1 protein-coding gene and 2 pseudogenes are annotated in these 16,688 nt (G+C 66.3%); all 3 read right to left on the minus strand.

Annotated elements, in window-relative coordinates:
* Positions 1 to 50: 50 nt before the first annotated feature.
* Positions 51 to 6,404, minus strand: a pseudogene (locus ACODTO_RS07260) (amino acid adenylation domain-containing protein); the annotation flags it as partial.
* Positions 6,405 to 6,428: 24 nt separating this feature from the next.
* Positions 6,429 to 6,581: pseudogene (locus ACODTO_RS07265) on the minus strand (TubC N-terminal docking domain-related protein); the annotation flags it as partial.
* Entirely contained in the window at positions 6,578 to 16,129 is a 9,552-nt protein-coding gene (locus tag ACODTO_RS07270) for a non-ribosomal peptide synthetase (protein WP_489106155.1), read from the minus strand. The pseudogene ACODTO_RS07265 and the gene ACODTO_RS07270, both read right to left, overlap by 4 nt.
* Positions 16,130 to 16,688: the final 559 nt, after the last annotated feature.

Genomic DNA, 16,688 nt, shown 5'->3' on the forward strand with positions numbered 1-16,688 from the left:
CTGGCTGATACGTCAAGGGGGGCTGCCGGCGTTTCGCCGTGTTCAGCCAGGATCGCCGCGAGTGCGCCGACCGTAGGGGCGCCGAACAGCGTCCGTACATCGATGGCCCAACCGTCCACCCGCAGCTGCTCGACCAACTGCACCGCCAGCAGCGAATGCCCGCCCAGGGCAAAGAAGTTGTCCTGGCGTCCCACCCGCGGCACGCCGAGGGTTTGCGCCCACAGCTCGGCGAGACGATGTTCTACGGGGCCTTGCGGTGCTTCGTAGCGCTGCAGGGCGAAGTGATTTTCACTCGGCTCGGGCAGCGCGCGGCGGTCCAGCTTGCCGTTGGCGGTCAGGCTAAAAACCTCCACGTGCACAAAGGCCGCCGGCAGCATGTAGTCGGGCAATACCGCGGCCAACCGGGCCCGTAGCTCATCGGGCTGTTGAGCCTGGGTCGCACTGAAATAGGCCAATAAGCGCTGCTGGGCGTCGACCCGCACCACCGCTTCGGTGATGCCGGGCAGAGCCTTGAGCTGCGCTTCGATTTCCCCCAGCTCGATGCGAAAGCCGCGAACCTTGACCTGCAAGTCGTTACGTCCGAGGAACATCAACACGCCGTCGGCGCGCCAGCGCACCAGGTCACCGGTGCGGTACAGCCGCGTTCCGGGGGTGACAGGGTTGGCGACGAAGCGCTCTTCGCTCAACTGCGCCTGGTTCAGGTAACCGAGGGCCAGCCCGTCGCCACCGATATAGAGTTCGCCAGCGACGCCGATGGGCACTGCCTGGCGCTGCTCGTCGAGGACGTAGACCTGGGTATTGCCGATGGGCCGACCGATGGGAATGTCGCCCGCCAGTGCATCCTCAAGGGTGATGCGATGGGTGGTGGCGAAGGTGGTGCTTTCGGTGGGGCCATAGCCATTGAGCAATTGTCCGGGGGGCGATCGGCGCAGCACCCGTTCGATGCAGCGCGGGTCGAGCACATCACCGCCCACCATCAGCAAGCGCAGGGCGGCGAAGGCCGGGGCCAAAGCGTCGGCGAACTGATGGAACAATCCGGCAGTGAGCCACAGCACGCTGACTTCGTGGCGCAGCAGATGTTCATTCAAGCGCTCGGCGTCGAGCACGGTCTGGCGCGGGCAGACCACCAGGCAGCCGCCGTTGAGCAGGGCGCCCCAGATTTCGAGGGTGCTGGCATCGAAGGCCGGGTTGGCGGCCAGTGCGATGCGGTCCTGGGCGGTGAAGTCGGCAAAGCCGTTGTTGCGCACCAGTCGGATGACGGCCCGGTGCGGCACTTGCACGCCTTTGGGCACGCCAGTGGAACCGGAGGTGTACATGATGTAGGCAGGGGCATTCGCCGGCGCCGCGTTGACCTGACGCTGGGGCGCGTCATCGTCCAGGGACAGGTCCGAGTCCCACGGCACCAGCACCCGGCACGCCATGGCAGCGTCCAGCGGCGTGGCCGGCCATTCGTCAACGAGCAACCAGGCGCTGCCGCAATCCTCGAGCAGGGCGCGCTGGCGCTGCGCCGGAGTAGCGGTGTCGATGGGCACGTAGGTCGCACCATTTTTCAGGATTGCCAGAATTGCCGTGATCAGGCGCGGGCCACGCTCCAGGCACAGCGCCACCCGGGCACCTTCGCCAATGCCCTGGGCGGCCAGCCAGTGAGCCAGTTGCTCGGCGCGCTGGTCGAGCTGGCGGTAACTCATGGAGCCGGCGTCGTCCTGGATCGCCGGGGCGTCGGGCCGGCGGCGAGCCTGGGCCTCGAAGAGGCGGTGCAACGGCTCGTCGGCGGGGTAGTCGTGGGCCGTGTCATTGAAACCGTGCAACACCTGATAGCGTTCGTCTTCACCGAGGATCGACAGCCCATCGAGCGTCTGCTGGTCATCGTTGACCATGGCTTGCAGGGTGGTGCACAGCGCCTGCCAATGACGTTGCACGGTGGCCGCGTCGAACAGGGCGGTGGCATAGGTCAGGCGGCCGGCGATCATGCCGTCGCGTTCGTGCAGGTTCAGGGTCAAGTCGAACTTGGCGCTGTCTTCGGCGGTGGCCAGCGGCGTGAGTTCCAGGGTGCCCAGTTCCAGGCTCGGCTGCGGCGCGTTCTGCCAGGCGAACATGACTTGGAAGATCGGGCTGTGGGCCAGCGAACGCGGCGGATTCAGAGCCTCCACCAACTGCTCGAAGGCGACGTCCTGGTGCGCCTGGGCGTCCAGGGCGGTGCGCCGCACTTGGCCCAGTAGCTGGTCCACTCGTTCGACATCGGCAAACCGCACGCGCAGAGCCTGGGTGTTGACGAAGAAGCCGATCAGCGGCTCGATTTCGGCGCGGGTGCGGTTGGCCAGCACCGAGCCAATCACCACGTCGTCCTGCCCGGACAGGCGTGCCAGGACCACCGACCAGGCAGCCAGCACGGTCATGAACAGGGTGTTGCCATGGCGCTCGCTAAGTTGCCTGAGGGCCTGCACCAATGCGGCCTCCATGCTCACGTCGAGACTGGCACCGGTGAAATCCTGCTGCGCCGGGCGCGGCCGGTCCAGCGCCAATTGCAGCAACGGCGGGGCATCGGCGAGTTGCACGCGCCAGTAGGCCAATTGTTCGGTGACCCGTTGGACCTGACGGGGAGAGCGCTGCCACAGCGCGTAGTCGGGGTACTGGATGGCCAGTGGCGGCAGGGGATCGGTGCGGTCCTGGATGAACGCTCGGTAGAGTTCGCTCAGCTCACGGGTGAGCACGCCCAGCGACCAGGCGTCGCCGACGATATGATGCAAGGTCACCAGCAGCACATGCTCCTGGTCGGCCAGGCGCAACAGACAGCCACGGATCAGCGGACCACGTGCCAAGTCGAAAGGTGCTTCGGCGGCTTCGACGCAGTGAGCCTGAAACACCGCGGGTGGCTGGTCCCGCAGGTCGACGCTGCGCAGGGCGAAATCCGCTGGCGGGTCGATGACTTGGTAGGGCTCGCCGCCTTCGGTCACGAACCGGGTGCGCAGGGCTTCATGCCGCTCGACGATGCGCGACAGCGCGGCGCGCAACGCCGGCTCGTGCAGTTCGCCGCGCAGGCGCAGACCGCCGGCCATGTGGTAGGCAGCACTGGCCTGGGCATCCAGGTGGGCGATGAACCACAGGCGTTGCTGGGCGAACGACAGCGGCAGTGGCGCCAGCCGGGCACCGACCGGGATCCGCGCAGTGCCAAGGTGGCCCGACGCGGCCAAGGCTTCGATGGCTCGCGCCTGTTGTTGCAAGATCGGGTGCTCGAAGACGCTGGCCAGGGGCAGCTCGATCCGCAGCTGTTGGCGCAGTTGGGAAACCAGTTGCACGGCCAGCAGCGAATGCCCCCCGGATTGGAAGAAATGCGCCTGGCGGCTGACCTGCGCCAAGCCCAGCAGCCGGCCCCAGATCGCCGCCAGTTGGGTTTCCAATGGGCCCTGGGGCGCTTCGACGTGGCCGTCGACAACCTGATCCGGGGCCGGCAAGGCACTGCGATCGAGTTTGCCATTGGGGGTCAGGGGCAGCGCCGGCAAGGTCACATAAGCACTGGGTTGCATGTATTCGGGCAGCGCCGTGGCCAGGGCATCGCGCAATTGCGCCTCGCTCACCGGGGACTCGGGCTGCATCACCCAGTACGCTACCAGGCGCGGGTCGCCTGGCACGTCCTGGCGGGCAATGACCACCGCGTGCTGCACGCCCGGCACCCGGCTCAGGGTGCTTTCGATTTCGCCCAACTCGACGCGATAGCCACGCACCTTGACCTGGAAATCGTTGCGGCCCAGGTACAACAACTGTCCGTCGGGCGTCCATCGACCGAGGTCGCCGGTGCGGTACATTCGCGCACCGGCTTCGCTGGCGAACGGGTCCTGGACGAAACGCTCCTCGGTCAACGCCGGTCGATTCAGGTAACCACGCGCCACCCCGGCGCCACCGATGTAGATTTCGCCTGTGACCCCCAAGGGCACCAACTGACGATGGGCGTCGAGCAGGTACACCCGGGTATTGTCCAACGGCCGGCCGATGCCCTGCACGAAACCCTGGTCACGGTCCATGGACACCCACGTCGAATAGGTGGTGGTTTCCGATGGGCCGTACAGGTTGCACAGTCGCTGTACGGCACTGTTGGCGAAAATTTGCTCCACCAGTCCCTGCTTGAGGGGTTCGCCCGCCAGGTTGACCACCTGAGTCGACAGTGGAATTGCCTGGGCACCGACCAGCGCATCGAGCGCCGAAGGCACACTGTTGATCAGCGTCACCGGCACGGGGCAGTCGAGCAGCGCCAGGGCATTGCTGGCCACGTGCAGGGTCGCGCCGGCGGCCAGCGGCACGAAGTATTCGAAGACCGCCAGGTCGAAGTTGATCGACGTGGCGAACAGGCTGTCGCGCAGGCTGGCGGCGTCGAAGGCCTGCAATGCCCAGTGCAACAGGTTGCAGGCGTTGCGGTGCTCGATCATCACGCCCTTGGGGGTGCCGGTGGAGCCGGAGGTGTAGATCACGTAGGCCAGGTGATGCCCGCCCAGGCCCAGCTGGACGGGGTCCGGGTTGTCGGCAGGTTGTTCGGCGAGGCGCGCCTGGGTCTGCGGATCGTCCAGGCATAGCAGCGTGCAGCCATCGCTGGCGGCCATGTTCGATTGCAGTGCAGCGACGGTCAGCAACGCCCGCGGGGTGCTGTCGTCGAGCATGTGCGCCAGGCGTTCGCGGGGGTAGGCCGGGTCCAGCGGAACATAGGCCGCCCCAGCCTTGAGAATGCCCAGCAGGGCTACCAGCAGGTGCGGACCGCGCTCAAGACAAATCGCTACGCGACTGTCGGGGCGAACCCCGGTTTGCACCAACAGGTGGGCCAAGCGATTGGCCTGGCTGTTGAGTTGCCCATAGGTCAACGGCGCGACCCCGCCAGCAGCGTCGAAACGTGCGGCGATGGCCTCGGGCTGACGCTCGGCCTGCTGTTCCAGGGCCCGATGCAGCAAGTCCTCGGCGGGCCGTTCGCGGGCCGTGGCATTGAAGGTCTGCAGCAGTCGCTCGCGTTCCGCCTCGGGCAATACCGAAAGGTGGCAAGCCAGTGTGTCGGGCTTCCGTTCGAGGGCGTCCAGCAGGTTTTCCAGAGCACTGCCAAGCCAGCCGAGCACCGGCGTGGCGCCGACCTGGGGATCGATCTGCAGGCTCAACGAGAAACCCTCGCCGAGGTCGTCCACCGAGAGGTTGAACGGGTAATTGGTGCGCTCCTCGCCGCCGAGCACGCGCATGCCAGCGAGCGCCGGCGCCTGGTCGTTGCCTGCGCTGTGGCGGTAATTGAGCAGCGCCGAGAACAGAGCGGTGCCATTGGGCAGGGCGCTGCAGCGTTGGGCCAGGGCCAGGGGCGCGTGTTCGTGGGCGATCAGTCGGCTGAGCAGGGTGTGGGTTTGCTGCAGCGCCTGTTCCACGGGGACGGCCAGGCGCACCCGCAGCGGCAGGGTATTGATGAACAGGCCCATGGCCGTGGCGTCCTCGGCGGCGCCCGATAACCGCCCGAACATCACCGTGCCGAACACCACGTCGTCGCGACCGCTGGTCTTGCCCAGCACCATCGCCCAGGCCAGGTGGAACAGGCTCGCGCTGCTGACGTGCAGGCGCCGCGACAGCTCGCGGATGCGCCGACTCAACGCCACCGGCAGCGGCGCCTCCAACGTCTGCACCTGGCTACCATCCCCCCGTACATCGAGCAGGCCGCACGGTGCTGTAGGCTCGTCGATATCGCCCAGCAGTTCGCTGAAAAAAGCCGTGTGTTGTGCCTCGCTCAAGCTCTGGCGGGCGCGCATGACGAAATCGCGAAACGGCTGTGGCGCCTGTAATTGGTCCACGCACCCTTGCTGGATCGCCGCGACTTCCCCCACCAGCCGCTCCAGGGAGATGTGGTCCATGACCGCATGATGGTGCAGCAGTTGCAACAGCCAGCGCCCGCCGGCCGGGTCCTCGGCGGCGACTGCGCGCATCAGTGGCGCCTGGCGCAGGTCCAGGCGTTGCCGACGCGGATCGGTATGGGTTCGCAGCGCGGCTTCGACATCGGCCTGGTCGGTGGTGAATGGCTCCAGGATCAGTGGAGCCTGGCGCCAGACCACCTGCACCGGTTCGTCGAGGCCTTCCCAGGCCAGCGCGGTGCGCAGGATGTCGTGACGGGCGATGGCCTGGTTCAGGGCTTCCATGAAGCGCAGCAGGCAGGCCTCATCGTCGAAGGCCAGCAACACGTGGAGCAAATAGGTATCGCCATGCGTCTGCAGAAGATGGTGAAACAGAATGCCGGCCTGCAACGGCACCAGGGGATAGATATCCTGGATATTGGCGGCGCCACCCGGGACGCCGGCAACGATGCTTTCGATCTGCGCCTGATCGAGCTGACACAGGTCGAGCATCGCCGGGGTGATGTCGGTGGTCCCCACGGGCAGTCCGCTAGTCCGGGCCACCGGGGTCGCGGGCTGGCGCAGTGCTTCGATCAGCGCCGGTTTGTGGCTGCGCAGCAGTGCGATCAGTGCCTGATCGGCCAGGACTTCGTCGTCGGCCACTACCGACAGTTGATCGCCGCGCAGGGACAGGGTGACGCCACGGTGTTTGAGCAAGGCCAGCAATTGATCCGCAGTCACAGGAGCAGTTCCTTCAATGGAGTGGTGACCGCCGCCAGACCGGCGAGGGTCGGCGCGGTGAACAGTTGGCTGATGTCGGCCCGCAGGTTGTGCTGGCGCAGGCGCTCGACCAACCCCATGGCGATCAGCGAATGGCCGCCCAGGGCGAAGAAATTGTCGTGGCGGCTGACCCGCTCGACACTCAGCAGCTCGCACCAGAGGGCGGCCAGGACGATCTCGATTTCGCCCTGGGGCGCTTCATAGGGCGTCTGCACGAACGCCTGGGCGTCCGGCTCGGGCAGCGCGTTGCGGTCGAGCTTGCCGTTGGCGGTCAGCGGCAGCCGGTCCAGGCGCACATAGGCGCTGGGCAGCATGTAGTCGGGCAAATGTTCGCTCAGCGCGGTGCGGGCCAGGCCTGGAGTCGGCGGTGTGTCGCCCTGCAAGTAAGCGATCAGCCGGTCCACGCCGTGGCGATCGGGACGGCCCACCACCACGGCCTGGCGCACCCCGGGCAGCGCCAGCAAGTGGCTTTCGATTTCACCCAGTTCGATGCGATGCCCGTGGATCTTCACCTGGAAGTCGGTGCGTCCCAGGTAACTGAGGCTGCCATCCGACTCCCAGCGGCCCAGGTCGCCGGTGCGATACAGACGAGCATCGGGTGCGTGGGTAAACGGGTCGATGAGGAAACGTTCGCCGGTGAGCGCCTCACGCCGCCAGTAACCACGCGCCACCCCCTGGCCGCCGATATGAATCTCTCCAACCACCCCCTGCGGGACGCGCCGACCATGGGCGTCGAGCACTTGCACCTGGGTATTGGGCAGCGGTTTTCCGAGGCTCGGCAGCGCGTGTTGATCGAGCCAGGCGCTGGTGGTGTCGACGGTGCACTCGGTGGGCCCGTAGACGTTCAGTACCCGCACGCCGGCTTCGTTGGCCAGTTGTGCCCAAAGTTCAGCGGGCACCGCCTCGCCACCCAGCAGGATGCGTGGCGGCAACGGCTGTGGCCGGACTTGGGCCTGCCGGTGCTTGAGCAGCGCTTGCAACTGGCTCGGTGTGCAATCGAACAGGGTGACTTGCTGTTGGTGCAGGTAATCCAACAGCGCCCCGGCATCCAGCCGTATGCGTTTGGGGATCAGCACCAGGCAGTGACCACTGAGCCATTGGCAAAGCTGCTGCACCGAGGCATCGAAAGCCATCGACGCATTGAGAGAGCAGCGGCTGTTGGCGGGCATGTCGTCCAGACGCTGGCGCAGGCCGGCCCACAGATTGAGCACCGAGCGGTGCTCGACCATGACCCCTTTGGGTTGCCCGGTGGAACCGGAGGTGTAGATCATGTACGCCAGGTCAGCCGGCTGCGGGCCTGGCGCGGTTTCTGCCGCTGCTGGAGCGTGCTGCCAGTCAGCTACTCCAGGGGCGTCGAGGCTGATCAACGGTCCGCCCGTAAAGGCGGGCAGCCGGTCGCGCACCTGCTCCTGGGTGATCAGCGCCGCGGGGGCACTGTCGTCCAGCAGATAGGCCAGGCGGCTGGCCGGGTAGTCGGGGTCCATCGGCACATAGGCACAGCCGGCTTTCCACACCGCCAGCAGGGCGACCGCCGCATGCGCCTGGCGCTCCAGGCAGACAGCGACGAACTGACCGCGCCGCAGCCCTTGGTCCAGCAGGTGATGGGCCAGGCGACTGGCTTGTCGGTCGAGCTCACGAAACGTCAGGGACTGATGCTCGTCGATCACTGCCAAGGCGTCCGGCGTTGCCGCGACCTGTTCGGCAAACCGCTGCGTCAGCGTACCTTCGGGCGCAGCCGTGGGCGGCGGGTTGAAGCGGTCCAGATGCGCCTCTTCCTGCGGGGGGAGCACGCACAATTGCTGGACCGGCATGTCGCCTGCCTGTGCCAAGGCCTCTACCAGCGAATCGAGGGCTTGCAACATGAACTCCACGAGCCGCTCTGGTGCGTGTTCGGGGTGGGTCTGGGCCGTGAGCTGAAAACCTTCGCCCAGGTCGTCCATCGCCAGGTTGAAGGGGTAATGGGTGCGTTCTTCACTGTGCAGCAGGGTCATTCCCGGCATCGCCTGGGGGATGTTCGCTTGCCCGGCGCTGTAGCGGTAGTTGAACAGCGCACTGAACAGGGCTGTGCCCGCCGGCACCGCGCTGCATCGCTGGGCCAGCGCCAGCGGGGTCTGTTCGTGGCAGAGCAGACCGTTCAAGGCATCCTGAACCCTGTGCAGCGCAGCGTTGGTACTGTCTTGCAGGTGCACGCGCAACGGCAGCGTGTTGATGAACAGACCCAGGGTCCGGTCCGCATGGGCGCCAGCTTGCAAGCGTCCGAACAGCACTGTGCCGAACACCACATCGTCGCGGCCGCTGAGGCGCCCCAGCACCAATGCCCACGCCAGGTGGCAGATACCTGCAACGCTCACGCCGTGGGCATGGGCCTGCTGGCGCAGCCGGCGCGCCAGGTCCGGGGTCAACGCCTGCCGGTGCTCCAGGGCTTGCCAGCGCGGATCGGCGCGCAAGTCGACGTCGAAAGGCAAGGTCGGCTCGTCCAGGTCGCCCAACTGCTCGCTGAAGAACTTGCACGCAGCGTCCACCACCTCCGGACGCCGTGCCTGGGCCACCAGGCCACGGGGGCTGGTGGGCGCGGGCAGTTCTGCCCGACGACCGCCTTCGATCAGGGCAATTTCCTCGACCATCAACTCCAGGGAGGTGTGATCCACCACCACATGATGATGCAGCAACAACAGCAGCCAACGGTCATGGACCGCGTCATAGGCCACGCGGGCTTCGATCAGCGGCGCCTGGCGCAGGTCGAGACGAAAATGACGCGGGTCGGCGCTGGCGTGCAAGCGGGCGGCGATATCCTCGCCGTCGAGCACCAGGCGTCGGGGCGTAAAGGCGACGTGCCGCAGAACCACTTGCAATGGCTCGTCCAGATCCTCCCAGAGCACCAGGGTACGCAGCGCGTCATGCCGGGCAATGACCTGTTCCAGCGCGGCGCAGAACCGTTGCAGGCAGGCCTCGTCGGTAAACGCCAGCAAGCTGCGTAGCACGTAGCGATCGCCGTCTTGCTGGGCCCGGTGGTGATAGAGCATGCCTGCCTGCAACGGGCCCAGCGGGTAGATGTCCTGGATGTTGGCAGCACCGCCGGGCATCTGTGCGGCGATCTGGTCGATACGCGATTGGGACAACGCCACCAGGTCGAGCATCTCAGGGGTGATGCGCGAACAGGAGGGCGCGATGGCGCTGACGCTGGCCTCAAGCGCGGCGCTACGCTCGAGTGCTTCCAGGCGCCGGGCCTGAGCGGCGAGGGTCGAGCGCTCGAAGACGCTGCGGATGTCCAGGTTCCAACCATTGCGACGTAGTTGTTCGAGCAGTTGCACCGCGAGCAGCGAGTGCCCGCCAAGGCTGAAAAAATCATCCTCGCGACCGATCTCCGACTGGCCTAGCACCTGTGCCCAGATCGCCGCCAGACGTTGTTCAGTGTCACCGCGAGGTGGCTGCCTGATGCCCTCGACGAGGGTGGTGCCGGGCATCGGCAGAGCCTGGCGGTCGAGTTTGCCGTTGGGCGTCAGTGGCAGGCGCTCCAGGACAATGCAGGCGCCGGGCAACATGTAGTCCGGCAAGTGTTGTTCCAGATGGGCGCGTACAGCCGCCGTGTCGGGAATTGGCCCGTGGGCATCCTCGGCCACCAGGTAGGCGACCAGTCGCGGGTCGCCGGCCGGCGCGGGTTGCGCCACCACCACCGCTTCGCGCACGCCCGGCAGGCCGAGCAACTGGGCCTCGATTTCCCCCAGTTCAATGCGGAAACCGCGCACCTTGACCTGGAAGTCGTTGCGCCCCAGGTACTCCAGGTGCCCGTCGGCCCGCCAGCGCCCCAGGTCGCCGGTGCGGTACATGCGCGCCGCAGCATCATCGACGAATGGATCGGGCAGGAAGCGTTCGGTGGTCAGTTCGCTGCGGTTCAGATAGCCCCGCGCGACACCGGCACCGCCGATGTAGATCTCCCCGGCCACGCCCAGCGGCACCGGTTGGCGGTGTGGGTCCAACAAGTAGATTCGGGTGTTATCCAGGGGACGGCCAATGTCGGCCAGGTAGCCGTCTTCGCGGCGCATCGACAGCCAGGTGGAGTAGGTGGTGGTTTCGGTCGGGCCGTAGAGGTTGCACACCCGGCGCGCCGCGCTGCGGCTGAACAACTGTTCCACCAGCGCAGCCTTGAGCGGTTCACCGGCCAGGTTGATGACGCGGACGGTGTCGGGGATGGCATCGATCCGCAGCAGTTGCTCCACCGCCGAGGGCACGCTGTTGACCAGCGTCACGGCCCGCGGTTGCGCCACCAGCGAGAGGGCGTTGGCCACCAGTTGCAGGGTCGCGCCGGCGGCCAGTGGCACGAAGCATTCGAACACCGCCAGGTCGAAGTTGATCGAGGTGGCGAACAGGCTCAGTTGCATCTCCTCGACCTGGAAATTGTCCAGCGCCCAGTGCAGCAGATTGCAGGCATTGCGGTGCTCGATCATCACGCCTTTGGGCAGGCCCGTGGAGCCGGAGGTGTAGATCACGTAGGCCAGATGCGCCGGGGTCAGGTTCGGGATCTCTGGGTTGTCCAGGGACAGGGTGTCGAGTCGGTCCGCCAGCGGCGGCGAATCCAGCTGCCAATGGGCTGCGTCTGGGGACGTCGGCAGGCGCCCGTGCGCGGCCTGGCTGGTGAGCACCAGGCGCGGCGCACTGTCTTCGAGCATGTGCAGCAGGCGCGCCGTCGGGTAGGCAGGATCCAGCGGCACGTAGGCTGCGCCGGCCTTCAGGGTGGCGAGCATGGCCACCAGCAGCAGGGGCCCGCGTTCGAGGCAGATCGCCACCCGGTCATCGGGGCACACGCCAGCGGCCAGCAGGGCATGGGCCAGTTGGTTGGCGCGGCCATTGAGTTGCGCGTAGGTGAGTGATGTCTCCTCGGCACTGTCGATCTGCGCCGCCACTCGGTCGGGATGCAGCGCCGCCCGCTGCTCGAAGGGTTCATGCAGGAGGGTGTCGCGTGGGTGCGCCCGGTGGGTGGCGTTGAACTCGTTCAGTACCTGCTCGCGCTCGGCGCTGGGCAATGTGTCCAAGGTGCAAGCGCGTATCGCCGGCGTTGATTCGAGGCTCTGTGTCAGCGTTTCGAGGGCCTGAACCATGTGGGCCAGCACGACCTCGGCGTTCACCGAATGATGGATCTGCCCGGTCAGGACGAAGCCGTCGCCGAGATCGTCCACTGACAGGCTGAACGGGTAGTTGCTGCGCTCCTCGCTGCCCAGCCACTGCGCACCCGGCAGCGCGAACGCCGGTTGTGCGCTGCGTTGAGCCTGACTGTGACGAAAGTTCAGCAACGCCGAAAACAGCGGCGTCTGGACGGGCAGGGCGCTGCACCGTTGCGCCAGCGCCAGGGGCGCGTGTTCGTGGGCCAGCAGTTCGACCAGCCGGCCGTGGGTCTGCCGCAGGGCCGTGTGCAGCGGCGCGTCGAGGTCGATGCGCAGCGGCAAGGTATTGATGAACATGCCCAGCGCCCGCTCGGCTTGTTCGCCGGCGCTGAAACGGCCGAACAGCACGGTGCCGAACACCACCTCGTCGCGGCCACTGGACTTGCCGATCAACAGGGCCCAGGCCAGGTGGAACAGGCTGGCGACACCCACCTCCCAGGTCTTGGCCAACCGTCGCAAACGCCAGTCCAGGCCAGGCTCCAGCACGCGCTGGGCCTCACGATTATCGCGGCCCGAACCTTGTACATCGTGCAGCCCGTAGGGCAGGGTCGGCTCGGTGAGGTCGCCAAGCAGTCGCTGGAAATAAGCCTCGGCGCTGGCCTGGCGATGGGGCAGGCGCGCTTGGGCGACGAACTGGCGAAACGGCACGCTCGGGGGCAGATGGCAATGGGGGTCGAGCATCAGCGCACGAACCTCGGCGAACAGCGATCCCAGGGTGGCGTGGTCGATGGCCAGGTGATGATGGACCAGTTGCAGTTGCCAGTGCTGTGTCGCGCTATCGAAGCGCACGAAGGCCCGCGCCATGGGCGCGTGTCGGATATCCAGCGGCTGGTCGCTGAACCGTTCACCGTCGGCGAGCTGTTGCACCGGCAGGCTCGCGCTGCGCCAGACCACCTGCACCGGCTCGTCCAGGCCTTCCCAGAGTACCGCGCTGCGCAGAACGTCGTGGCGGGCGATCACTTGGTCGAACGCCGCGACGAAGCCTTGCAGTCGCTCGTGGCTGTCAAAGGCCAGGATCGCGCGCAGCAGGTAGGCGTCGTCATCCGGTTGCAACAGGTGCTGGAACAGCAAGCCTTCCTGCAGAGGTGCCAGCGGGTAGATGTCCTGGACGTTGGCCGTGCCACCCTCTACAGCCGCGACGACCGAGTCGATCTGCGCTTGCGGAAGACTGAGCAGGGGCAACAGCATGTCCGGGGTGATGCGCGGGCAGTCCGGGTCGATGCCCGAGGCGACGGTGGGCGCGTGGGGCTCGGCTGGGCTCACCGGGTGTTCGAGCAGCAGGGCCAGGTGGTGAAGGTTCGCCGCAGTGAACAAGGTCCCGATGTCGAGGTGCCAACCCTCGGCCCGCAATTGCTCGACCAGTTGCACGGCCATCAGCGAATGCCCGCCGAGGGCAAAGAAATTGTCCTGGCGTCCCACCCGGGCCACGCCGAGGGTCTGCGCCCAAAGCTCGGCGAGGCGAGTTTCCACCGGCCCCTGGGGGGCTTCGTAGCGCTGCAGGGCGAAGTGGTCTTCACTGGGCTCGGGCAGAGCGCGGCGGTCCAGCTTGCCGTTGGCGGTCAGGCTAAAGGCTTCCACTTGTACAAAGGCCGCCGGCAGCATGTAGTCGGGTAATACCGTGGCCAAGCGGGCCCGCAGTTCGTTGGGCTGTTGAGCCTCGGGCGCGCTGAAATAGGCCAGCAGGCGCTGCTGGGCATCGACCCGCACCACCGCTTCGGTGATGCCAGGCAGAGCCTTGAGCTGTGCTTCGATTTCCCCCAGCTCGATGCGGAAGCCGCGAACCTTGACCTGCAAGTCGTTACGTCCGAGGAACATCAGTACGCCATCGGCCCGCCAGCGCACCAGATCACCGGTGCGGTACAGCCGCGTACCGGGGGCGAAAGGGTTGGCGACGAAGCGCTCTTCGCTCAATTGCGCCTGGTTCAGGTAACCGAGGGCCAGTCCGTCGCCACCGATGTACAGCTCGCCAGCGACGCCGATGGGCAGCGGCTGGCGCTGCTCGTCGAGGACGTAGACCTGGGTGTTGCCGATGGGCCGGCCGATGGGAATGTCGCCCGCCAGCGCATCTTCGAGGGTGATGCGGTGGGTGGTGGCGAAGGTGGTGCTTTCGGTGGGGCCGTAGCCGTTGAGCAACTGTCCGGGGGGCGATTGGCGCAGCACCCGTTCGATGCAGCGCGGGTCGAGCACATCACCACCCACCATCAGCAAGCGCAAGGCGGCGAAGGCGGGGGCCAAAGCGTCGGCGAACTGATGGAACAACCCGGCGGTGAGCCACAGCACGCTGACTTCGTGGCGCAATAGGTGTTCATTCAAGCGCTCGGCGTCGAGCACGGTCTGGCGCGGGCAGACCACCAGGCAGCCGCCGTTGAGCAGGGCGCCCCAGATTTCCAAGGTGCTGGCGTCGAAGGCTGGATTGGCGGCCAAGGCGATCCGATCCTGGGCGGTGAAGTCGGCAAAACCGCTGTTGCGCACCAGCCGGGTGACGGCGCGGTGGGGTATCTGCACGCCCTTGGGCACGCCCGTCGAACCGGAGGTGTACATGACGTAGGCGACAGCACCGGCACGGGGCAGCGGCGGGTTCGGCGCATCTTCGAATGATCCGCCGACATCGATCAGTTGCACGCCTTGCACCGCCGGCCTGTCGTCACCTTCGACCAGCAGCCAGTCACTGCCACAATCGGCCAGTACCCGCGCTTGATGGGCCAGGGGAGCATCCCGGTCGATGGGTACATAGGCGGCGCCACGCTTGAGGATGGCCAGCACCGCCACGATCAACGCCGTGCCGCGGGGCAAAGCCAGCGCCACATGATCACCAGCGTTGATACCGCACGCCGCCAGATGCCCGGACAGGCGCTCGGCGCGGCGGTCTAGCTGGCGGTAGCTCAACGACTGTTCGCCATCGAGCAGTGCCGTAGCATCGGGACGCCGTCGTACCTGCGCTTCGAACAGGCTGTGCAGAGCTTCGTCGGCCGGATAGTCACGAACGCTGGCATTGAACCCATGGAGCACTTGCTGCTGTTCGGCGGCGTCCAGCAGCGAGGCCTCGGCCAGCGGCCGGTCGGGGGCGGCCAGCAGCTGTTCGGTCAGATGTTGAAGGCGCCGCAGGTGCGCGACCATGTCGTCGGCGCTGAACAACCTTGGGTCGTAGTTGAACTCCAGGAGCGGCTCGGTTTTCTCCTCGTAATGACGCAGGTAAATGGCCAACGGGTAGCGCTCGTGACCGTTGTGCCAGGTGCGCAGCGCGCAGCGTGCCGGCCCCAGGTGCACGTCCCCCGGGTATCGTTCGACTGACAGCATCACTTCGAACAAATGGCCGGGATGACCGGCGCGGCCGCGCAATTCGCGATGCAGGGTTTGTAACGGGTAGCGTTGGTGCCGATAGCTGCGCAGCGTCTGGCTGGCCACCTGCTGAACGGCGTGGGCAAAGCTCAGCGTCGGGTCGACCTGCACCGCTAGTGGCAGGACCGAGGAAAACATCCCGGCCGTCCGTTTTTGCAGCGGGTTGCTGCGGTTGTGCACGGGCAGGCCGATGACCAGCTGTTCGCGTTGGTCGGTCATTCGGCTGAAATAATAGGCCAACAGGGCACTGAGGCTGTGGCTCAGCGTGGCCCCCTGGGTTTTCGCCCATTGGCTCAACCGCTCAAGGCGCTCGCCACCCAGGGTCCAGATCGCCTGGGCACTGGGCACCGGCTCGCCGAAGTTGGCTCGGGCCTGCTGGAACAACGGCGCCGGCAATGCCGGAAATTGTTCGAGCCAGTAATCACGGGCCTTGGCGTAGCGCGTCGAGTCGAGGAACGCTTGGTCCCGGGCCACGAAATCGCGATAGCCCTGTGCCAACTCGTCGTCAAGGATAGGCGGCTGGCCTTGCAGCAACTGGTTATAGGCCGCGCCCACAGCCTGGCCGATCAGGCCCACCGAGGTGCCGTCGCAGATCAGGTGGTGATAACGGCTGTTCCACAATGCATGGGTGTCCGACAGCTGGAACCACTCCATGCTCCACAACGGCTGGTCGTAAAGGGTGAACGGGGTACGATTGAGCTGCGTGATGTGGGCCAGGGCGCCGTCGCGGGCCAGGGGTTCGGCGCGCCAGTCGTAGTAGGCCAGGGCACCCTGCACGGTGTCGTCAACCCGTTGCGTCACGTGCCCGGCATGCTCGCTGAAAACCAACCGCAACGCGTCATGCTGGGCCACCACGGCCCGCAGCGCGGCGGTGAACAGGGCGAGGTCCACCGCGCCGTGGATTTCCACGGTGACACCGATGTTGTAGGAGGGGGTATTGGGCGACAGCTGTTGATCGAGCCAGACGGACTGTTGGGTGGAACTCAATGAATAGCATTGCGCTTCGACCATGACACTTCCCTGTGAATGGTTGCGATCCCGGTCGACACGCAGCGGAGGCGGCGACTTTCGCGAACCGATTGTCCTTGAGAACGAACGGCGCACGGGCCTGGTCGACGGGCCTCTGCCTCCTGTCTGCAGAGGGGAGCGAGGCAAGCCACTGGCGGCGCCCGGACGTTCAATCCGAGCGCGTAACATAGCAGCGCTTTGGAAGATGGGAAGCTAATTTTTAAAGGTTGTACGATGTCATAACGCGATCAGATGAGCGCGGTTCCGCAGCCTAGAGCGGCCGCCGCGTCGGGTGGGGCGGATAAGGTTCACTGCGACGAACACGACGATGGGGTTAGGACCTTTCCGTGCGAACGCTCTTGGACCACAGTGCTGCCGCCAGACAGCCGATGCCAGCCCCGCCCATCACCAACGCCATGCCCTTCGGTGTTCCATCCGCTAACCAACTGACCAATGCTGCACTGAAAATGCCGCTCCCGTAGTGCATGGCCCCGACGAGGGCCAATGTCCAGAAGATTGCCGGCCATGACCACAGCAAAAGCATTGGTGGGCCGCCGGAGGC

It is taken from the genome of Pseudomonas sp. FG13 (genome assembly GCF_057809755.1).

Coding starts and splice junctions, on each gene's coding strand:
- ACODTO_RS07270 (WP_489106155.1), bottom strand. CDS start 16,129: ATGGTCGAAGCGCAATGCTATTCATTGAGTTCCACCCAACAGTCCGTC.